The 21603-nt window shown below is 72.4% G+C and carries 14 protein-coding genes and 1 riboswitch; of the genes, 10 read left to right on the forward strand and 4 right to left on the reverse strand.

The features are described 5' to 3' along the window. Positions 1 to 72: 72 nt before the first annotated feature. The 7 genes from EAO72_RS08575 to EAO72_RS08605 all read left to right on the forward strand — a co-directional run bounded on the left by EAO72_RS08575 (position 73) and on the right by EAO72_RS08605 (position 7798). Positions 73 to 1155: a FecCD family ABC transporter permease gene (locus EAO72_RS08575; protein ID WP_148016644.1), complete on the forward strand. Its 1083-nt coding sequence runs from the start codon at positions 73 to 75 to the stop codon at positions 1153 to 1155. Continuing rightward, complete coding sequence (locus tag EAO72_RS08580) at positions 1152 to 2243, forward strand: FecCD family ABC transporter permease (protein ID WP_148016645.1); 1092 nt, start codon at positions 1152 to 1154, stop codon at positions 2241 to 2243. Before EAO72_RS08575 ends, EAO72_RS08580 begins: the two co-directional genes overlap by 4 nt. 7 nt (positions 2244 to 2250) lie before the next feature. Then, positions 2251 to 3084: an ABC transporter ATP-binding protein gene (locus tag EAO72_RS08585; protein ID WP_148016646.1), complete on the forward strand. Its 834-nt coding sequence runs from the start codon at positions 2251 to 2253 to the stop codon at positions 3082 to 3084. A 297-nt stretch (positions 3085 to 3381) separates the two neighbouring features. Then, a riboswitch (cyclic di-AMP (ydaO/yuaA leader) is annotated at positions 3382 to 3567 on the forward strand. 3 nt (positions 3568 to 3570) lie between these two features. Beyond that, positions 3571 to 4458 carry a transglycosylase SLT domain-containing protein gene (locus EAO72_RS08590; protein ID WP_148016647.1) on the forward strand — a complete coding sequence of 296 codons (888 nt, stop codon included), beginning with the start codon at positions 3571 to 3573 and terminating at the stop codon, positions 4456 to 4458. Between the two features lie 195 nt (positions 4459 to 4653). Continuing rightward, complete coding sequence (locus EAO72_RS08595; RefSeq protein WP_148016648.1) at positions 4654 to 6132, forward strand: integrin alpha; 1479 nt, start codon at positions 4654 to 4656, stop codon at positions 6130 to 6132. A 110-nt stretch (positions 6133 to 6242) separates the two neighbouring features. Further along, a complete protein-coding gene (locus tag EAO72_RS08600) occupies positions 6243 to 7322 on the forward strand; it encodes an NAD(P)H-dependent amine dehydrogenase family protein (protein WP_148016649.1) in 1080 nt (359 codons plus the stop codon). Beyond that, entirely contained in the window at positions 7319 to 7798 is a 480-nt protein-coding gene (locus tag EAO72_RS08605) for a carboxymuconolactone decarboxylase family protein (protein ID WP_148016650.1), read from the forward strand. The genes EAO72_RS08600 and EAO72_RS08605 overlap by 4 nt, the downstream gene beginning before the upstream one ends. A gap of 150 nt (positions 7799 to 7948) precedes the next feature. On the opposite strand, the gene EAO72_RS08610 is transcribed toward EAO72_RS08605, so the two are convergent. Continuing rightward, a complete protein-coding gene (locus EAO72_RS08610) occupies positions 7949 to 9592 on the reverse strand; it encodes a GMC oxidoreductase (RefSeq protein WP_148016651.1) in 1644 nt (547 codons plus the stop codon). A gap of 197 nt (positions 9593 to 9789) precedes the next feature. Here EAO72_RS08610 and EAO72_RS08615 point away from each other — a divergent pair, with 197 nt between their 5' ends. After that, on the forward strand, positions 9790 to 9978 hold the full coding sequence (locus EAO72_RS08615) for an antitoxin (protein WP_148016652.1): 189 nt from the start codon (positions 9790 to 9792) through the stop codon (positions 9976 to 9978). Positions 9979 to 10147: 169 nt separating this feature from the next. Here EAO72_RS08615 and EAO72_RS41840 read toward each other — a convergent pair whose 3' ends face one another. Beyond that, entirely contained in the window at positions 10148 to 10318 is a 171-nt protein-coding gene (locus tag EAO72_RS41840) for a hypothetical protein (protein WP_187284975.1), read from the reverse strand. Between the two features lie 134 nt (positions 10319 to 10452). Between EAO72_RS41840 and EAO72_RS08620 the strand changes: the two genes are divergently transcribed. Both EAO72_RS08620 and EAO72_RS08625 read left to right on the forward strand, forming a co-directional pair. Further along, positions 10453 to 12978 carry a SpoIIE family protein phosphatase gene (locus EAO72_RS08620; RefSeq protein WP_148016653.1) on the forward strand — a complete coding sequence of 842 codons (2526 nt, stop codon included), beginning with the start codon at positions 10453 to 10455 and terminating at the stop codon, positions 12976 to 12978. A 76-nt stretch (positions 12979 to 13054) separates the two neighbouring features. Continuing rightward, positions 13055 to 14269 carry a cytochrome P450 gene (locus tag EAO72_RS08625; RefSeq protein ID WP_148016654.1) on the forward strand — a complete coding sequence of 405 codons (1215 nt, stop codon included), beginning with the start codon at positions 13055 to 13057 and terminating at the stop codon, positions 14267 to 14269. A gap of 68 nt (positions 14270 to 14337) precedes the next feature. On the opposite strand, the gene EAO72_RS08630 is transcribed toward EAO72_RS08625, so the two are convergent. Together EAO72_RS08630 and EAO72_RS08635 are read right to left on the reverse strand one after the other, a co-directional pair. Then, a complete protein-coding gene (locus tag EAO72_RS08630) occupies positions 14338 to 17427 on the reverse strand; it encodes a type I polyketide synthase (RefSeq protein ID WP_148016655.1) in 3090 nt (1029 codons plus the stop codon). Positions 17428 to 17460: 33 nt separating this feature from the next. Then, a partial coding sequence (locus EAO72_RS08635) for an SDR family NAD(P)-dependent oxidoreductase (protein WP_148016656.1) occupies positions 17461 to 21603 on the reverse strand: 4143 nt, incomplete at its 5' end.

Raw genomic sequence — 21603 nt, forward strand, 5'->3', positions numbered from 1 at the left:
GCCGTTTCAGGGCAGGGCGAGCCCTTGGGGCCCACCGCCGGCCGCCCGGCTTACTTAGGTTAGGCTAACCATATGTCGATCGTGCAAGGGGGACGGCCCGGAACCGGGTCCCGCCCCACCGGAATCCCGCCACGGGAAGGGCGCGCGGCCGTATGGGCGGCCACCGGCCTCGTGCTCCTGCTGCCCCTCCTCGTCCTGCTGTCCCTGCTCATCGGCACCGGGTCGAGTTCGGCGGGCGGCGCCTGGGACTACCTCGTCGGCGAGCCGGCCGCACGGGCCGACGCCCAACTGCGCCTGGCCGTCGTGGACGTACGCCTGCCGCGCACGCTCGCCGCGGTCCTGGTCGGGGCCTGTCTGGGAACGGCCGGCTGCCTCCTGCAGGCCGCCACCCGCAACCCGCTCGCCGAGACGGGGCTGCTCGGCGTCAACTCCGGAGCCGCCTTCGCCGTGGTGCTGGGGCTCACCTTCTTCGGCGCGGACTCACCCGCTTCGTTGCTGGTGTGGGCCCTGGCCGGGGGCATGGTCGCGAGCGCGGCCGTCCTTCTGTTCGCCGCGTCCGGGCGCGGCGGCGGATCCCCGCTGCGGCTCGTCCTGGCCGGATCGGCGCTCGGCGCCACCTTCCACGGCCTCACCTCGTACGTCCTGCTGGGCACCCAGTCGACCTTCGACACCTACCGCTACTGGACGATCGGTTCGCTCGCCGGCATCGAGCTCTCCGACCTGACACCCCTGCTGCCCCTGATCGCGGTGGGCCTGCTCACCGCACTCGGCTGCGCCCGCCCGCTGGCGGCGCTCGGGCTCGGGGACGACGGTGCCCGCTCGCTGGGCCACCATCCCGGCCGGATCCGGCTCGTCGTCGCCGTGGCCGTCTCACTGCTCGCCGGATGCGCGGTGGCCGTGGCCGGACCCATCGCCTTCCTCGGACTGTTCGCGCCCTACGCCGCGCGGGCCCTGGCCGGGGCGCGGATGACCGCCGCCCTCGTCCTGTCCGCCCTCATCGCGGCCGACATCATGATCGTCGCGGACATCCTCGCGCGCATCGTGATCCGGCCCTGGGAGACCCCGGTCAGCGTGCTGCTCGCCTTCGTCGGCGGGCCCCTGCTCGTGTGGATCGCCCGCTCCTCGCGCCTGTCGACGGCGGGAGTTCCGGCATGACCGACCAGGCCCCGGCTATCCGCGGCGGGAGTCCCGGCCTGACGGACGTGACCCCGCCCGACAGCATCGTGCTGCGCACCGGCACGCTCTCCTGGCTCCTCCCGAGGCGCAGCGCACTCGCCGCCGTGCTGCTCGTTGCGCTGCTGGTCCTCCTCATCACCCTGGCGGTGATGGCGAGTTCGACCGGAATGAGCCTCGCGCAGACCCTTTCGGGACTCCTCGGAACCGGCGATGCCGGAACCGCCATGATCGTGCGCGACTTCCGGCTTCCCCGGATCTTCACCGGTCTGCTGGTCGGCGCCGCCCTCGGCATCGCGGGCTGTCTCACCCAGACGCTGGCCGGCAACAGGCTCGCCACACCCGACCTGGTCGGGGTCAACGAAGGCGCCACCGCCGCCGTGGTCGCCGCCGCCGCGGGATCCGCCACCGGCATGGTCGGCAACTGGTGGCTCGGCCCGATCGGTGCCGTGGCCGCCGCCGTCCTCGTCGTCCTGTGCGCGGGAGGAGCGGGGAGCGCCGGATACCGACTGCTCGTGACCGGGATCGGCATCTCCACCTTCATCGGCGCGGTGAGCGACCTGATCATGTCGCGCGAGAACGACAACACGGCGGGCGGCGTGTTCCTCTGGGCCGTCGGCAGCCTCAACGGACGCGACTGGAACGCCGGGATGCCGTTGGCGGTGGTCCTGCTGTTCCTCGTCCCGCTCTCGCTGGCCGCCGGACACCGGCTGCAACTGCTGCGCTTCGGCGACGAGGTGGCGAGCTCCCTGGGCGTCGACCTGCGACGGGTACGCACCGTCGCGCTCGTCCTCGCCGTCCTGCTGGCCGGCACGGCGGTCGGCGTCGGCGGCCCCATCGCCTTCGTCGCGCTGGCGGCGCCGATCCTCGCCCAGCGGCTGACCGGTCCCACCCGCGTCCCGGTCACCGCCTCGGCGCTGACCGGAGCCGCGCTGATCGCCGCGGCCGATGCGATCGGACGTGTCGCCGCGCCGGTCGAACTGCCCGTCGGGGTCGTCACCAGCGTCCTCGGCGGTCCCTTCCTCCTGTGGGTACTGCTGCGGCCCGACCCGGCCGCCGGAAAGGCGTGAGCCGCACATGACCGAGCACCAGACCGGTACGAGGGCGGGCCTCGAAGTCCGTGGCCTGCACGCCGGATATCCGGGCCGCCCCGTCGTCGAGAACGTCGGCCTCACCGTTCCCGCCGGACAGGTCGTCGCGATCGTGGGGCCCAACGGCTGCGGGAAGTCGACGCTGCTGCGGGCCGTCGCCCGCCTCCACCGTCCCGAGTCCGGCACGGTCCTGATCGGCGGCACGGACATCTGGGCGACCGGCCGGCGCCGGGCCGCCCACCACGTCGCGCTGCTGCCGCAGTCACCGCGCGCTCCCGAGGCGGTCACCGTGGCCGGGCTGGTGCGCTACGGCCGGAGCCCGCACCAGGGGCTGCTGCGCCAGTGGTCGCGCGAGGACGAGCGGGCGGTGCGCGAGGCGCTCGACGCCACCGGGACCACCGCGCTGGCCGGGGAGCGCGTCGACCGGCTGTCCGGCGGGCAGCGCCAGCGCTGCTGGCTCGCGATGGTGCTGGCCCAGCGGACCCCGGTCGTCCTGCTCGACGAACCGACCAGCGCCCTCGACCTCGGGCATGCCGTCGAGGTCCTGGAACTCGTCCGCGAGGTCGCGGCCACCGGCCGCACCGTCGTCATGGTCCAGCACGACCTCGCCGCCGCGGCCCGCTACGCCGACCTGCTCGTCGCCATGAAGGGCGGCCGCGTCGTTGCCACGGGGATCCCCCGGGAGACGGTCGACGAAGCGCTGGTGAGGGAGCTGTACGCGCTCGACGCGGACATCCTCGCAGCCCCGGGCGACGGCTCACCGGTCGTGGTGCCGCGCAGCCGTACCGGCGTGGCCGCGCAGCCGACCCCTGCCCCTTGATGTCCGCATTCGGCCAATGAGTCGGAATTGTCAAAAATCCCCGCCCTCGCGCCGGTTCGGGCGGGCGCGCCTTCCCGGTTGAGGGCAAATCGCCCTTTTCGGGCGCAGTGGCCAGCGTCACGTTTCCCGCCCCTGACGCGGAACCAGACGCGTCGGTTCCCTGGCGCCCCAAGAAAGTTGACCCGCCCGGATGTGACCGGCGTCGCACATTTCCTTTTATTGATCTTGCGGATCAATTGTGATCAGGAATTCCGGGCTTGTTTCGCCCGGTCTTTCTCGCTTACGGTCACCGTCAATCCGGATGGAACGCCGAATCCTGCCGCCGTCCGGTAACCCGACCACTCACGTACGGCAGGAGCGGGGGACCCAGGTTTGCCGCCGTTCCGGGAATCCGGAGCGGCTAGGGGTGAAGTCGCCATGTGCGGCCGGACATCTCCAGTCCGAACCCGACAGCTCACCTCGCAGGCGGCGGAGAGGAAAAGCGCCATGCCCATCAAGGGCCACCACCGTCGTTCCAAGTCCACCCCCCTGACCCGCGGTCTCATCGCCGTGAGCGCGGGCGGCGCGGTTCTCGCGCTCCCCCTGATCGCTGCCGGATCGGCTTCCGCCGCACCGGTCCAGTCGGTCGTCGCGGAAAAGGCCGCAGCCCCGGTTTCCGTTGCCGGCAAGGGAATTGCCGTACAGCAGGGCAAGACCACCACCTATTCCGTGGTCTCCGGAGATTCGCTTTCCAAGATCGCCCGCGGGCATTCCCTCGACGGCGGCTGGGCGCAGCTCTACAAGGACAACCGCAGCGTGGTCGGCGGCAACCCCGACCTGATTCACCCGGGCCTGAAGCTGACGATCGGCGCCAAGTCCACGGCCGCCGCCCCCGAGGCCGCGACCAAGAGCGAATTCAAGTCGGAGAACACCTCGGGCAGCGACTCCAAGCCGTCGGCCGACCGTGCCGAGAGCACCGACCGCGCCGACCGTTCCCAGCGGACGGCGACGCCCGTCGCCGAGGTGACCGCCGAGACCGTCGAGACCGCCCCCGCGCAGAGCGCGACGGCGTACACCGACGACCTCGACGGCTGGATCAAGGAGTCCCTGGCCGTCATGGCCGAGCACGGCATCCCCGGCAGCTACGACAGCATCCACCGCAACATCCTGCGCGAGTCCTCGGGCAACCCGCAGATCGTCAACAACTGGGACTCGAACGCCGCGGCCGGCACCCCGTCCAAGGGCCTGCTCCAGGTCATCCAGCCCACCTTCGACGCCTACCACGTGCCCGGCACCTCGCTGGACATCCTGGACCCCGTCGCCAACATCACCGCCGCGTGCAACTACGCCGCCGCGACGTACGGCTCGATCGACAACGTCTTCGGCGCCTACTGATCCACTGAGGTACCGCCCTCGCGCCGAGCCGTGAAAAGGGGTGGAAGGGAGCTGAACAGCTCCCTTCCACCCCTTTTGCGATGCCGTACAACCCTTGTGCCGCGGAGCCGGTCCAACAGGGCGCCAGGAGGGTAACGGGCTCTTCCCGGCGTCCCCCCGGTCCCGCCCGGTCATCCTTGAACCGAGGAGCCGCTCGTGCGCACCTACCGACCGGCCGCTGTTGTCGCGGCCTCATTTGTCCTGATGGCAGGGGTTGCCGTCGCCGCACCCCCGGCCTCGGCCGGTACTCCCGGCGGAACGCACGCGGACGACCGCGGCACCGACTTCAACGGCGACGGCTACGACGACGTGCTCATCGGCGCGCCCGGCGGGACCGTCGGCGGCAAGAAGGGCGCGGGCTATGTGACCGTGCAGTACGGAGGGCCGGACGGCATCGGCACCGCCCGCGGCGCCGTCCTCAGCCAGAACACCACCGGGGTCCCGGACGGAGCCGAGGCCGGGGACGGGTTCGGCTCCGCCCTGGCCACCGGCGACCTGGACGGGGACGGGTACGACGACGCCGTCGTGGGCCTCCCGGGCGAGAACATCGAGCCGGTGACCGACGCGGGCGGCGTCGTGGTCCTGTGGGGCTCCGCGCAGGGGCTCTCCGGCTCGGGCAGCGACTGGTTGCAGGCCGCAGAGCCCGCCGCCGGCGCCGGGTTCGGCAGCGCACTCGCCGCCGCGCACTTCAGCCCCGACATCTCCGGCGACCAGCTGGCCGTGACCGACCGCACCGACTTCACGCTGTTCCAGTACGCCCCGGGAACCCGCGGCAACACCACGTCGAGCAGCAGCCACGTCCCCGGCACCCCCGGGCGCGAGATCGCACCCCGTGCCCTGACCACCGGCGACTACGACGGCAACGGTCTCGCCGATCTCGTCATCTCCGGCGTCACCGTCGGCGACGAGCCGGGCCGCGGCTGGTCCGCGCTCCTCCTGGGCGAGGTCCAGGGGCTCCGCTACGACCACGACCTGCGCGGCGGCCCGGCCGTCGCCTCCGGCGACATCGACCACGACGGCTACGACGACCTCGTCACCGGGGAGCCGCACAGCCCCGACGACGGCGGCGCGTCGATGACCGGCGGTGTGGTCGGCGTGTACTACGGCAGCGCCGGCGACGGGCCGGTCGGCGCCGAGGGTCCCGGTACCCCGCCCGTGTGGTGGACGCAGGACACCCCCGGTGTCCCCGGCGGTTCGGAGGCCGGCGACGGCTGGGGCGCTGACCTCTCCGTCGCCGACACCGACGGCGACGGGTACGCGGATGTGGCCATCGGCGCGCCCGGCGAGGACATCGGCGCGATCGCCGACGCGGGGGCCGTGTGGGTGCTGCGCGGCGCGGCCGGCGGGCTGACCACCACCGGCGCCGCCTCCTGGGACCAGGACTCGGTGAACGTGCCGGGCGTGGCCGAGAAGAGCGACCGCTGGGGCGGCCAGGCGCGGCTGACCGACCCCGACAACGACGGGCGGTCCGGTCTGCTGACCGCGGCGCCCGGAGAGAACGCCGGCGACGGCATCGTCTGGGCGTTCCCGGCCGGTGCCGGCGGCGTGACGGCCGCCGGCTCGTGGACGTTCGACGCCGGAACGTTCCAAGGTCCGGAGACGGGCGCCGGCTACGGGACCGCGATCGACGAGTAACAGCCCGGGAGCGAGGTGGGGACGGGTTTCCCGGGCCTGTCCCCGTACGCTCCCAACCCGGTGTGCGATGCCACTATGAACCTTTCATCCCGCGCGCTACCCTCCGCCGCATGATTTCCACGGTGGTGTGGGGAACCGGCAATGTCGGCCGTGCGGCCATCCGCGCCGTCGAGGCCCATCCGGCCCTGAAACTCGCGCACGTACTCGTCCACGACCCCGGCAAGGTGGGCCGCGACGCGGGCGTCCTCGCCGGACTGGACCGCGATCTGGGCGTCGCGGCGACCGACGACATCGAAGCGGTGCTCGCCACGAGCCCCCGGGCCGTCGTGTACGCGGCCTCCGGCGACATCCGCCCCGACGAGGCGCTGGCCGACATCACCAGGGCGATGGCCGGCGGCGCCGTCGTCGTCACCCCGGCGCTGTACGCGCTGTACAACCAGCGCGGCGCCCCGCCCGAGCTGCGCGAACCGGTGCTGGCCGCCGTGGCCGGCGGTGGCGGATCGCTCTTCGTCTCCGGCGTGGACCCCGGCTGGGGCAACGACGTACTGCCCCTGCTGATCAGCGGGCTCGGCACCACGGTCGACGCGATCCGCTGCCAGGAGATCTTCGACTACTCCACGTACGACCAGCCCGACTCGGTCCGCCACCTGATCGGCATGGGACACCCCATGGAGTACGAGCCCCTCATGCTCGCGGACTCCGTCCCGACCATGGTGTGGGGCGGTCAGATACGGCTGATGGCCCGGGCCCTGGGCGTGGAACTCGACGACATCCGCGAGACCATGGCCCGGCGGCCGCTCGACACCACCGTCACGACCAGGACGATGGGCGTGTTCGAGGCGGGCACCCAGGGCGCGGTCCGCTTCGAGGTCCAGGGCATCGTCGAGGGCGAAGCCCGCATCGTCATCGAGCACATCACCCGCATCCATCCGTCGTGCGCCCCGGACTGGCCGTCGCCGCCCGACGGTGCCGGTGCCCACCGGGTGATCATCGAGGGACGCCCGCGCATCGAGGTGACCGTCGAGGCCACCGACGAGGACGAGAACCGCTCGGCGGGCGGCAACGCCACCGCTGTCGGCCGGCTGGTGAACGCCATCGACTGGCTGGTGGAGGCGGAGCCCGGGCTCTACGACGCGCTCGACGTCCCGCTGCGTCCCGCAGCCGGCCGACTCGGAAGGAAGCAGTCATGATCATCGACATCCCCGAGGGCCAGGAGCCGATCGGCTACGTGTGGGGCGACATGGTCCCCGGTATCGGCATGGCCGCCGCGAACTTCTCGCTGTCGGTGTACGAGCACACCACGCTCGGACTCCGTGAGTTCGAGGCCGCCAGGCTTCGCATCGCGCAGATCAACGGCTGTCTCTTCTGCCTGGACTGGCGCACCGAACGCGACGGGCAGAAGGTCGAGGAGGAGTTCGCCGGTGCGGTGGACGACTGGCGCACCACCGAGGCCTTCGACGACCGGACCCGGCTGGCCGCCGAGTACGCCGAGCGGTACGCACTGGACCACCACGGCCTGGACGACGCGTTCTGGGCCCGGATGACCGCGCACTACAGCCAGCACGAGATCGTCGAGCTGAGCATGAGCATCGGTTCCTGGCTGGCGTTCGGCCGGCTCAACCATGTGCTCGGCCTCGACGCGGTGTGCGTCCTGCCGGGCCACTGAGGAACCGCCGGTCCGGCCGATCGGCCGCCCGGCGACGCCGCGCGCGGGGACCGGCGCCGCGGCGGTCGCGGCCCGTGCTGCCGCGGCGCGCATCCGGTAGGAGGCCGGTCCGACGCCGCCTACCGGAAGGTTCGCGCGCGGGTCCCGCCGTCACAGATCGGTGGCGATGATCTTCTCGATGTTCCGTTCGGCGAGTGCCGTGATGGTGACGAACGGATTGACGCTGGTGTTGCCCGGGATCAGCGAGCCGTCGATGACGTAGAGGCCCGTATAGCCGTGCAGGCGGCCGTAGTTGTCGGTGGCCCTGTCGAGGACGGCGCCGCCGAGCGGGTGGTAGGTGAGGTGGTCGCCCCAGATCTTGTGGACGCCGAAGAGATCGGTGCGGTAGATCGTCCCCTCCTTGGCGTTGATCTTGTCGAAGATCGTCTTCGCCATGTCGATGGAGGGCTGCTTCCATGCGGTCTGCCAGTTCAGGTCGACCTTGCCCGTGGCCGCGTTCCAGGAGAACTGCGCACGGTTCGGGTTCTTCGTGATCGACAGATAGAACGAGGCGAACGTCTCGATTCCGGTCGGCAGCGGCGCGACCTCGGCGAAGGCGCCTCCGGCGGCCCAGTTGTCGATGCCGCCGCACGGGATGCTCGACTGGACCGCGCCGGTCGCGTCCCACACGTGATTGGCGCGGCCGCACATGACGTTGCCGTTGTCGCCCCAGCCCTTGCCGATCTCGTCGTTCAGACCGGACAGCGCGCCCGTGGCCTTCAGCCGGGTCAGCAGCTTGCTGGTGCCGACACTGCCCGCGGCGAAGAACACCTTGTCCGCGGTGACCGTCTTGGTGGTCGCGACGCTCCCGTCGGTGCGGAGTTCGTCGATGACGACCGTGTAGCCGCCACCCGTCGCCGGAGCGACCGAAGTCACCTGGTGCAGCGGTGAGATGGTGACGTTCCCGGTGGCCTCGGCCTGGGCGAGGTAGGTCTTCTGCAGCGACTTCTTGCCGTAGTTGTTGCCGTAGAGGATCTCACCGTCCAGCGCCGACTTGGGTACGGTGCCGGCCGCCTCCTGCTCCATGTAGTCCCAGTCGTACACATCGGGCACGAAGACGAACGGGAAGCCGGAGCGTTGGGCGTGCTTGCGGCCGACGCGGGCGTACTTGTAGCAGTCCACGCTGTCGAACCACGCCGAGTCGACGGTGCCGACCCCGAGCCCGCTGTTGGCCCTCGGGTAGTAGGTGGCGTACATCTCGTCGGCGTTCACGGACGGGAGGACGGCGCCGAAGTTCTCACGCCTGGGAGTCACCGCCATGCCGCCGTTGACCAGCGACCCGCCCCCGACGCCGCGCCCCTGGTACACCGTGATGCCGCTGAAGTCCTCGGCGTCCAGGATGCCGGTGTAGCGGGGGATCGCCCGGTCGATGGGAAAGCCGAGGAAGTTGCTGAGAGGCTGCTTGGACTTGGTGCGGAGCCAGTACGAACGGCCGTCGGGACTCGTCGTGTTGGCGAAGATCTTGCCGTCCGCCCCGGGGGTGTCCCAGGCCATCCCCATCTCGACCAGATGGACGTGGACCCCGGCGCGGGCGAGCCGGAGGGCGGCGACGGACCCGCCGTACCCGGTGCCTATGACCAGAACCGGGACATGGTCCCCGCTGCCGATCACCGCCGCTGTGCCGGTGGTGCGCGCCTGAGCGGTGGTGGCGCGACCGGAGAGGGCGGCCGCTCCAAGAATGAAACCTGTTCTAGCCATGAACCTGCGACGGGAGACCTCGCTCGATCTCTTGTGGGGTAAGCTCGAATCCGTCATGTGACGTTCCTCACTCTCGATCGAATGGGAACGAGTTCTACTGGCGCTCGCGTGAGAAGTCACTACATACCTGTGGGTAATTTCCCCGGGGTCCGCGCGCGTCCGCCCGGGGTGCCGGGGGCCGCCGCCGTCCCGGATGCGGCGCCGGGGCATCGCATGGATGCTGGGAGGGTCAGCGTTCCATGAGGAGGAAAGTCATGAGCATGCTCGACAAGATCAAGGGCCTGATGAAGGGGCATCCCGACCAGACCCGCCAGGGAGTCGAGAAGGGTGGCGACTTCGTCGACAAGAAGACGGGCGGCAAGTACGGCGGCCAGGTCGATTCCGCCCAGCAGAAGCTCAATGACGAGTTCGGTGGCCGCCGTCCGCCCACCGGCGAGCAGTAGGGGCACAGTCCCGGCAGGGCCCGCGCCTGAAAGTGGCGTGGGCCCTGTGCTGTGCGTCGAGGGCGCGATCGCCGGCCGGAGGGCGGCGCGCCCGAGGAGCGGCAGTCTCCGCGGGGACGGTGGCTGCCGCTCCTGAGACGCACCCGGTGGCGGCGGCGCGCCGAAAAGGTCAGTTGTGGCCGAACTTCCGCTCGCGCTTGTGGGAGACCTGCTCCGAAATCGCCTTCACCGCATCGGGTGCGGGAGCGGTACTCGTCTGCTCCTTGGCCGCCGTGGCCGTGGAGTGCTCATGGCCTCCGCTACGGGCGCCGCGGTTCTGCCGGCTCTGCTTCTTGCCCATGATCGTGCCTCCTCGCGGATGTCGGACGATGGGCTGACTTCAGACTTGCATACAAGGACGGAGGGTGCATTTCGGTAGCCCTCGCCGGACGCTCCGAAGTGCGCCCCACGGTGGCGCGGGAGCATGCTGGCTGTGTGACCTGGTACGGCGCGGTCCGGCGCAAGCCGCTGAGCGAGGGTAGTGGTGTGTCCGGGAAGCTCAGGAACGGCCGGGCGCCGGACGAACTGTCGCTGGTCCTCTCCCAGGCTGCCGTGAGCGCGATCGAATCCACCGGCGGCCAGGCGGGCGGTGTCTATCTGCGCTCCCTCACCCCCGGGCTCCTGCGGCTCGCGGTACTGGCGGGACTGCCGGGCCCGCTGTTCCGTCCCTGGTGGCGGATGCATGTGAACCGGCCGTTCCCGGTCGCCGAGGCGTTCCGGTCGGGCCGGCCCGTGCACCTCGCCGACGCGGAGGAGGCGATGCGCCGCTTCCCTCAGCTGATGGCGGGACTGCCCTTTCCCTTCGGCTCGCTCTACGTACCGGTCGTCAGCCGCGGCAAAGCGGTCGGCGTCCTGGTCGTGCTGCGCCCGGCGACCCCCGGCAAGCCGGTGGGGAGTACCGACCGGAGCAGACTGCTGAGCATCGCCGAAGGGCTCGGCGGAGCGCTGGCCGCTCTGGAGGCCGCCGGGACAGCGGTGGAATGGGACGAGGAGCCACTGCCCGTCCAGCTGCCGGCGGGTAGTTCGCCACCCGTGCGGATCGGACGCTTCGACTGGGACCTGGAGAGCGGGGTCGTCGGCGCCGACGACGAGCTGGTCGCCATCCTCGGTACCGGACGGCACCGGTTCCCCGGCACCATCGACGCGCTGGCGGCCCGGCTGGCCCCGGAGGACGTGTACGGGCTGTGGGCCCTGGCCCGCCWGGCCGCGGACTCCGGCGGACCCGTCGTCCGCAGGATGCGGCTGCGCGGCCCCGACGGCCGCTCGCACCTGCTGGAGGTCTCCGGCCGCCGGGACAAGGGTGCGGACTCCGGCGCGTCGACACACCTGACCGGGTTCCTGGTGGACCTCGGCATCGGCCCGGTCGTCGCCGAGGCGGCCGACCGGCTGCCGCGCGGCATCTTCTCACTCGACCGCTTCGCCCGGATCACCTACATCAACCACCTGGCCGAGGAGATCCTCGGCCATCCCCGGTCCGAGCTGGTGGGACGGGTGCTCTGGGAGGCCCTGCCGTGGTTCGCGAACCCGGCCTACGAGGACCACTACCGCGCCGCGATGCTCTCCGACGCCCCGGTCCACTTCCTCGCCCGTCGCACCCCGCCGCCCTGGCTCTCCGTCTCCCTGTACCCCGGCCACGACGGCGTCACCGCCGTGCTGACCCCCACCGAACAGCCGGTCTACGCCCCGGGCTCCGTCGTGTCGCCCGGGCTGGGCCTCGGCTCCCCGGCCGACCGCTCCGCCGCGCTCTACCGGCCGGTCGCCCTGGCCATCGCCCTCACCGAGGCGGTCACCGCCCGGCAGGTGTCCGCCGTGGTCACCGAGGAGCTGCTGCCCGCCTTCGGCGGCCGCCAGCTCGCGATCTACCTGCTGAAGGAGCGCCATCTCTACCTGGAGTGGGAGACCGGCTTCCCGCACGGCTTCCTGGACCGGTTCGACGGCGTGGACCTGGCCGCCCGCATCCCCGGTGTCGAGACGCTGACCACCGGCCGTCCCATCTTCTTCGAATCCATGCAGCGCCTGGCCGCCGCGTACCCCGGCATTCCGATGGACACGGACGTCGGGGCGCGCGCCTTCCTGCCGCTCATCGCCTCCGGACGGCACGTCGGCTCCTGCATCCTCGGCTTCGACCAGCCGCGCGGCTTCAGCCCGGAGGAACGCACGGTCCTGACGGCCCTCGCCGGCCTCATCGCCCAGGCCCTGGAGCGGGCCCAGCGCTACGACACCGAGGCCGCCCTGGCCCGCGGCCTGCAAGACGTCCTGCTCCCGCACGGGCTGCCCGTGGTGGACGGAGTCGACACCGCGGGCCGGTACCTCGCCGGCACCCAGGACATGGACGTCGGCGGCGACTGGTACGACGTCATCGAGACCGACGGAAAGCTCGCCCTGGCCATCGGGGACGTACAGGGCCACGGTGTCGCTGCCGCCGCGACCATGGGCCAACTGCGCAGCGCGGTACGCGCCTTCGCGCTCAGCCGGCACGACCCCCAGGCGGTGATGAGCGGCACCAACCGGCTGCTCATCGACCTCGACCCCGGCCAGTTCGCCAGCTGCTGCTACATCCTCATGGACCCCGCCACCGGTCTCACGCAGGCCGTCCGGGCCGGTCACCCGCAGCCCGTGCTGCGCCACCCCGACGGCACGGCCGAGGTCATGGACCTGCCCGGCGGCATCGTGCTCGGCGTCGACTCGCAGGCGTCCTACCCCGTCACCGAACTGCTCCTCGAACCAGGCGCCATGCTCGCGCTGTACACCGACGGCATGGTCGAGGAGTCGGGCACGGACATCGACGTGGGGGTCGAGCGGCTGCGCGGCATCATCGCCGCATACGGGCCGGCGCCCCTGGACGAGACGGCGGACCATGTGATCGGCCGTGCACGGCAGGCGGCGGACCGGCCCGACGACATCGCCCTGCTCCTCGCCGCCCGATGGGCCGGCGGTGAGGCACCCGGCAGGCGGCTTTAGAACCTCTTAACCGGTCCTCCCGACAATGCCGGTTCACACCGGAGACCCGGCTGTGCACCGAGCGCCTGGGGGCCGCATGAGCATCGACACCGTGACGACCGAGACCGTGGGGCTGCCCGAGTTCCCGATGACGCGCGGTTGCCCCTACCACCCGCCGGCCGGGTACGAGGAGCTGCGCAGGGAAGGGCCGCTCGCGCGCGTACGCCTCTACGACGGCCGCGTCGCCTGGGTGGTCACCGGATACGAGGAGACCCGCCGGCTGCTCGTCGATCCCCGCCTCTCCTCCGACCGGACCCGCCCCGACTTCCCGGTGCTCGTCCCGCGCATGGCCGCCGCCAAGCTCACCGCGCTGGTGGGGATGGACCCGCCGGAGCACGACATCCAGCGGCGCATGCTGATCCCCAGCTTCACCGTGAAGCGAGTCAACTCCCTGCGGCCCGCCATCCGACGCGTTGTCGCGGAGAAGATCGACGCGCTGCTCGCCGACGGGAGGACCACCGCGGATCTCGTGCCCGAGTTCGCGCTGCCGGTTCCCTCCACCGTCATCTGCGAGCTCCTCGGCGTTCCGTACTCCGACCACGACTTCTTCGAGCAGCAGACGAGCCGGATGGTGCAGGCGACCAGCACGGCGCAGGAGGCGTCCGACGCCAGCGCGGCCCTGGTCGGCTACTTCGGCGAACTCATCGCGGCCAAGGAGACGAAGCCGGGGGAGGGGCTGCTCGACGAACTGATCGCCGAGCGGCTGGTCACCGGGCAGCTGGAACGGCTGGAGCTGGCCTCCATCGCGATGTTCCTGCTGGTCGCCGGCCACGAGACGACCGCGAACATGATCGGGCTGAGCGTGCTCACGCTTCTCGAACACCCTGAGCAGCTCGCCGAGTTGCGCAACGACCCGGGCGTCGCGTCCGGAGCGGTCGAGGAGCTGCTGCGCTTCCTCTCGGTCGCCGACGAGCTCCAGCGGGTCGCGGCCGCCGACATCGAGATCGGCGGAGTCGTCGTCAAGGAGGGCGACGGCGTCTACCTGCCGAACGCGGCGGCCAACCGCTCACCGCACGTCTTCACCGACCCCGACACCCTCGACGTGCGGCGCGGCACCCGCCACCACCTCGCCTTCGGCTACGGCGTCCACCAGTGCATCGGCCAGAACCTCGCCCGGGCGGAACTGGAGATCGCCCTCCACGAACTCGCCACCCGTATACCGACGTTGCGGCTCACCGAGCCCCTCGACGCACTGGGCGTCAAGCCGGGCGGCTCCGTGCAGGGGGTGTTCCGGCTGCCGGTCACCTGGTGACGTCCGCCGTGCGACGACGGGAGCCGGGCCCTGCGCACAGGGGTCCGGCTCCCGTCGTCGCGCCCGCTCTACGCCGCGGCCAGCTCGTCCCGGATGAATCCGGCGACGGCCGACGGCGTCGGATGGTCGAAGAGCAGCACCGGGGGCAGCAGCAGCCCGGTCGCCTCGCAGAGCCGGTTACGGACCTCCAGCGCGGTGAACGAGGAGAAGCCGATCTCCAGGAAGTTGTCCTCGGCCGCGATCGACTCCGGTGACTCGTGACCGAGCACATGCGCGGCGTGGAGCCGTACGAGATCCAGCAGCGACCCTCCCTCCTCCGGCGCCTCCGACGGCTCCTCCGCCTCCGGCGCGAGCCGCGCCTCCGGTGCGGCGCCCGCCGGAGCCGGCCACCAGTGGTGGGTGTGCTCGAACGGGTAGGTCGGCAACTCGGCCGGGGGAGCTGCCTGTTCCGCGTACCAGGTCTCCCAGCGCACATCACCGCCCGCGGCATGGAGAGCGGAGAGCGCCCCCGCGAACGTCTCCTCGCCCCGGCGGTCGCGCACCTGCGCCGGGACGACCAGGGGCGCGGTCCCGGGCAGGCAGGCGGCCACCAACGGGGTGAGCGCCGCGTCGGGCCCCACCTCCACGAACGCGGTCGCCCCCGCGCCGGCCAGTGTGACCACCGCGTCGCCGAACCGCACCGGTGAACGCAGCTGCCGCGCCCAGTAGTCCGGTTGCCGCAGCTCGTCGAGCCCGGTGAGGCGGCCGGTCAGATCGGAGACGACGGGAATCCTGGGCTCGTGGAAGCGCAGCCGGGCCACCACCGCACGCACCCCGTCCAGCGCCCCGTCCATATGGTGGGAGTGGAAGGCGTGACTCACCCGGAGGCGGTGCGTCCTGCGGCCCCGCTCCCGGAACGCGTCGGCCACCTCCGCCACCGCGTCCGCGTCTCCCGAGACAACCGTCGACAGCGGACCGTTGACCGCGGCCACGCCCGCCCTTCCCCCGTACCCGGCGAGAGCCTCGCGCACCTCCTCCTCCGATGCCTCGCACGCCACCATCGCGCCCCCGCCGGGCATGGACTGCATCAGCCGGCCCCGCGCGGCGACCAGGATGCAGGCGTCCTCGAGCGACAGCACCCCGGCCGCGTGCACGGCGGCGAGCCCACCGATCGAGTGTCCCGTGACCTGGGCCGGAGCCGGAAGCGACTGCTCCAGGAGGCGGAACAAGGCGGTCTCGACGGCGAACAATGCGGGCTGGGCGTACTCGGTCCGCTCCAGCAGCGCCGCCTCCGGACTGCCCTCCGCCGCGAACAGCAGGCTCTTCAGCGGGCGCGGCAGAACCGTTGCGAAGGCCTCGCACACCTCGTCGAGAGCCTTGGCGAAGGCCGGCCGCAGCTCGTACAACTCCACCCCCATGCGCGGGCGCTGACTGCCCTGCCCGGTGAAGAGGTACGCGGTGGCAGGCGGCGCGGCCGCACTGCCGTACACCACCCCGGCAGGCCTTTTGCCCGACGCCAGCGCGGCCAGGGCAGCCGGCTGCCCGGTGTGGTCGCCCGGCAGGACCACCGCGCGGTGACGGAGCGGCGTACGCCCCAGGGCCAGCGTCCGGCCCACGTCGTGGGCCCGCAGACCGGGTGTCGCGACCAGATGGGCGTGCAGCCGGCCGGCCTGGGCCCGCAGCGCCGACTCCGTATGGGCCGACAGCGGCCAGGGCGCCGGGGGCTCCGGCAGGGGCCTGGCCGAGGCCCCTTCGGTGAGGGCCCCCTCCCGCGTTCCCTCCGCCTCGTCCGCGGCGTCGGCCTGCTCCAGGATGACGTGTGCGTTGGTGCCGCTGATCCCGAAGGACGAAACCCCGGCCCGGCGTGGCCGGCCCCGGTCGGGCCACTCGACGGCCTCGGTGAGCAGTTCGACGGCCCCCGACGACCAGTCGACGTGCGGGGTCGGCTCCGTCACGTGCAGGGTGCGCGGCAGCACCCCGTGGCGCATCGACTGCACCATCTTGATGACACCGGCCACGCCGGCCGCCGCCTGGGTGTGGCCGATGTTCGACTTGAGCGACCCCAGGAGGAGCGGCTCACCCTCCGGACGGCCCTGGCCGTAGGCGGCGAGCAGCGCCTGCGCCTCGATCGGGTCGCCGAGCCGCGTACCGGTGCCGTGCGCCTCCACCGCGTCCACCTGCTGCGGGGCGAGCCGGGCGGAGGCCAGCGCCTGCTGGATGACCCGGACCTGCGTCGGGCCGTTGGGGGCGGTGAGACCGTTGCTCGCACCGTCCTGGTTGACCGCGGAACCGCGCAGCACCGCGAGGACGCGGCGTCCGTTGCGGCGGGCGTCGGAGAGCCGTTCCAGCAGGACGAGGCCGACCCCCTCCGCGAACCCGGTGCCGTCGGCCGCCGCGTCGAACGCCTTGCAACGGGCGTCGGGGGCCAGCCCGCGCTGCCGGCTGAACTCGACCAGGAGCAGCGGGGTGGCCATCACGGTGACGCCGCCCGCCAGCGCGAGATCGCTCTCGCCGCGCCGCAGCGACTGCGCCGCCAGGTGCATGGCCACCAGCGAGGACGAGCAGGCGGTGTCGAGCGTGACAGCCGGGCCCTCCAGGCCGAGGTGGTAGGCGATGCGGCCCGAGGCGACGCTCGTCGCGTTGCCCGTCATCAGATGCCCCTCGAACCCCTCGGGCAGCTGGTCCGGCGGCGGCACGTACGCCTGCGACACCACCCCGGCGAAGACGCCGGTACGGCTGCCGCGCAGGGAGCCCGGGGCGATTCCGGCGCGCTCCAGGGTCTCCCAGGCCACCTCCAGGAGCTGCCGGTGCTGCGGGTCGGTCGCGACAGCCTCCCTCGGGCCCATGCCGAAGAACGGCGCGTCGAACCCGCCGGCCCCCTCCAGGAACCCGCCCTCGCGGGTGTAGGTGGTGCCGGCGTGGTCCGGATCGGGGTCGTAGAGCCGCTCAGTGTCCCAGCCGCGGTCCTCGGGGAAGCCGGACACCGCGTCCGTCTCCTCGGCCACCAGCCGCCACAGCGCCTCCGGCGAGTCGGCTCCGCCCGGGAACCGGCAGCCCATCGCCACGATCGCGACCGGCTCGTGCTCCTTGTCCTCCAGTTCCTTGATCCTGCGCCGGGCCTGCCTGAGGTCGGCCGTGCTCCGTTTCAGGTAGTCGCGGAGCCTGTCCTCGTTACTCATCGCCTTCGCCCTCTCGTACGCTGAAATGGCCTGTCACGACGCACCCAGTTCCTCGTCGAGCGTGCGGAACAGTTCCTCGTCCGTCGCCGCGTCCAGATCGCCGTCCGGTGTCCGGCCGGCCCCGCCCGCGGGTTCCGCCGCCTGTTCGTCCCACCGCCACAGGGCTGCCCGCAGCCGCTCCCTGAGCTCGTGGAACCCGTCGCTGTCCACCGTCACGGCCTCCAGCAGCCGCTCCAGTTCGCCGGCGTCCGTCCGCTCGTCCGGGGCCAGCAGCGCGGACAACCGCTCGGCGAGCGCCGTGGGGGTGGGGAAGTCGAACACCGTCGTGGTCGGAAGCCGCAGCCCGGTGGCCGCCGAGATCCGGTTGCGCAGCTCGACCGCCGTCAGCGAGTCGAATCCGATCTCCTTGAACGCCCGGTCGGCGGTGATGTCGTCGGCCGTCAGATGGCCGAGCACGGCCGCCACCTGCCCACGTACCAGCGTGAGCAGTGCCTGCGTACGCTCGGGACCGCGCAACGCCGTAAGCCCCTGCGCCGCCGACGAGGCGGGTACGCGCGCCCCGCTCGCCGCCCGCCGYRCGGCGGGTGCCCTGACCAGCGACCGCAGCACGGCCGGCACTCCACCGGTCCCGGGTCCTGCTTCGGCGAGGGCCCGCAGCCCCGCACCGTCGAGGGGCGCCGGTACGAGCAGCGGGCGGCCGTCGGCCAGGGCGGCGTCGAACAACGCCAGTCCCTCCGGCACCGACATCGGGACGAGTCCGCCCCGCGCGATGCGGGCCCGGTCGGCGCCGGCCAGATGCCCGGTCATACCGCTGGCCGCCTCCCACATGCCCCACGCGAGGGACACCGCGGGCAGCCCGCGCGCCCGCCGGTGGCCGGCCAGCGCGTCCAGGAACACGTTGGCCGCCGCGTAGTTGCCCTGCCCCGCGCCCCCGAGCAGCCCCGAGGCGGAGGAGAACAGCACGAACAGGGACAGGTCCAGGTCCCGGGTCAGTTCGTGCAGGTTCCAGGCCGCGTCCGCCTTGGGCCGCAGCACCGCACGGACCTTCTCCGGGGTCAACGAGGCGAGTACCCCGTCATCCAGGACTCCGGCCGCGTGCACCACACCCGTCAGCGGCTGCCCGGTCGGCAGGGATGCCAGCAGGCCGGCGAGCGACTCCCGGTCGGCCGCATCGCAAGCGGCGATCCGTACCGTGGCCCCCAACTCCTCCAGTTCCGCGCGCAGTTCGGGCGCACCCGGGGCGTCGGGCCCGCGCCGGCCCGTGAGCAGCAGGTGGCGCACACCGTGCTCGGTCACCAGGTGCCGGGCCAGGGCGGAACCCAGCGTGCCGGTGCCACCGGTGATCAGGACCGTCCCCTCCGGCGAGGTACGCGGCGGCAGCGTCAGCACCACCTTGCCCACCTGACGGGCCTGCCCGAAGTGCCGGAAAGCGTCGGGCGCCTTGCCCACATCCCAGGTGGTGACCGGGAGCGGAGACAGCACACCCTGCTCGAACAGGGCGAGGACCCGGGTCAGTACGTCCCCGACCCGGCCCGGGTCCATGTCCAGCAGCTCGAAGGGCTGGTACGCGACACCGGGCCGGACCGCCGCGACCTCCTCCGGGGCCCGCAGGTCGGCGATCCCCATCTCGACGAACCGCCCTCCGGAGGACAGGAGCCGCAGTGAGGCGTCGATGAACTCCCCGGTCAACGAGTTGAGGACGACATCGACCCCCGGCGCGGGCGCGGTGCCGGCGCGCCCGGTCACGTCCAGCACCTGCTGCTCGAACCCGGTCGTACGGGAGGAGGCGATATGGTCCGCGTCGAGACCGAGCGCTCGCAGCGCGCCCCACTTCCCCGGGCTCGCCGTGGCGAACACCTCGGCCCCGAGATGGCGGGCCACCTGGAGAGCCGCCATGCCGACCCCGCCTGCCCCGGAGTGGATCAGTACCCGTTCGCCMCGGCGGAGGCCGGCCAGCTCGACCAGTCCGTAGTAGGCCGTGGTGAACACCGCGGGCACCCCCGCCGCCTCCGCGTAGGACCAGCCGCGCGGCACACGGGCGATCAGCCGCCGGTCTGCGACGGCCAGCGGCCCCACCGCGCCCGGAGCCAGGCCGAACACCCGGTCGCCGACCTCGAACCCGTCGACCCCGGGACCGGTCTCGACGACCGCGCCCGCGACCTCCGTCCCGAGCGGGGCACCGGCCGGCACCATGCCGAGAGCGGTCAGCACATCGCGGAAGTTGAGCCCGGCGGCCCGCACCTCGATCCGCACCTGGCCTTCGGACAGTGGTGCCTCCGCTGCAGGATGGGCGGCGGCATACAGATCGTCCGGTGAACCGCCCGGAGTCTCCAGCCGCCAGCCGGCCACACCTTCGGGCGGGACGACGGTCGCCGCCCCGGCCTCCGCCCTGCGCAGCCTCGGCACCAGGATCCGGCCGTCACGCAAAGCCAGCTGGGGCTCGTCGGTGGCGACGGCCGCCGCCAGCACGTCCTGGGAGGACTGCTCGCCGTCGAGGTCCACCAGGGTGATGCGGCCGGGATTCTCGGTGGCGGCCGACCGCGCGAGCCCCCACAGCGGGGCGGCCGCGAGGTCGACCGGATCACCGGCCCGGACGCCCACGGCCCGGCGGGTGAGGATGACGAGACGCGCCCGCGACTGATCCTCGTCGGCCACGTGTTCCCGCAGCCGGCCGAGCAGCCATTCCACGGCCGCACCGGCGGCGACCGGTGCCGGCCCCTCGAACGGGGCGGTGGCGTCCAGCACTTCGAAGGCGGCCGTGGTCTCCGGGGACGGAACCGGCTCGCCGGACTCCGTCCACTCCAGGCTGTAGAGGGCACCGGCGGCGGACGACCCCGGCGCGGCGGGCAGCTGCCCCGGCGATACCGGCCGCAGGATGAGGGTCTCCACATCGAGCACAGCCGCGCCCGTAGGGTCGGCGACCGAGACCCGGACCGTGTCCCGCCCCCCGTCACCGGGGGCGGCCGTCACCCGCAGGGACGTGGCTCCGGTGGCCCGCAGCGCCGCCCCGGACCAGGAGAACGGCAGCCGGACGCCCTCGCCGAGGAAGTCGCCCAGCCCCAGCGTGTGGAGGGCCGAGTCGAGGAGTGCCGGGTGCAGCACGAACCTGGCTGCCTCCGCGTGGAGTTCGGGTGCGAGTGACACTTCGCCGTACACGGTGTCGCCCGACCGCCAGGCGGCCGTCAGATTGCGGAAGGCGGGGCCGTACTCGTACCCCAGCGCGGCGAGTTCCGCGTAGAGGCCGTCGGTGTCGAGTGCGGTGGCCCCGTCCGGCGGCCAGACCGCTCCGTCGTCCTCTCCGGCTGCGTGGGGAGTGGCGTCGGCCGGGGCGAGGACGCCGGTGGCGTGACGGGTCCACCCCGGTGCTTCGCCCAGCACATCGTCCGCCGGACCGTCGGGCCGCGCGTGGACGGTCAACTGCCGCCGTCCCTCGGTGTCCGGCGCCTCCACCGCCACCTGGATCCGCACACCGCCGCGCTCCGGCACCAACAGCGGTTCTTCCAGAGTCAGTTCATCCACTGTGCCGGCGCCGACGTGCCTGCCCGCCTGGAGTGCGAGCTCCAGCTGGGCGGTGGCCGGAAGCAGGGGTGTCCCGCTCACGGCGTGGTCGGCGAGCCAGGGGTGCGTGCGCAGCGAGACGCGCCCGGTGAGCAGCACGGTCTCCCCCTGGGCGAGCGTGGTCGACGCGGCCAGGAACGGATGGTCGGCGGAGTCCACCCCGAGACTTCCGGCGTCGCTGTGGGCGGCGGGCCCCTCCAGCCAGTAGCGCCGCCGCTGGAAGGGGTAGGTCGGCAGATCGGTTGCGCGGCCCGCCACGGTGGGCAGGGCCGGTGTCCAGTCGACGGGGATGCCGTGGGTGTGGAGGTGGGCGAGGGAGAGGTGGAAGCGGTGGAGGGTGCCTTCGTTGCGGYGGAGGGTGCCGGTGATGAGGGCGTGGGTGTCGGTGGTGTCGGCGGTGTCCTGGAGGGCGGTGGTGAGGACGGGGTGGGGGCTTACCTCCACGAAGACCGAGTGCTCCGCGTCGAGGAGGGCGCGGACGGCCGGTTCGAAGAGGACGGGGTTGCTGAGGTTGCGGTACCAGTAGTCGCCGTCCAGCTCCGTGGGGTCGATGAAGGAGTTGGTGACTGTGGAGTAGAAGGTGGTGGTGGTGGGTTGGGGGGTGATGTGGTGGAGGAG

Origin of the sequence: Streptomyces sp. OR43 (assembly GCF_008042275.1) — a bacterium.
Classification (GTDB): Bacteria; Actinomycetota; Actinomycetes; order Streptomycetales; family Streptomycetaceae; genus Streptomyces.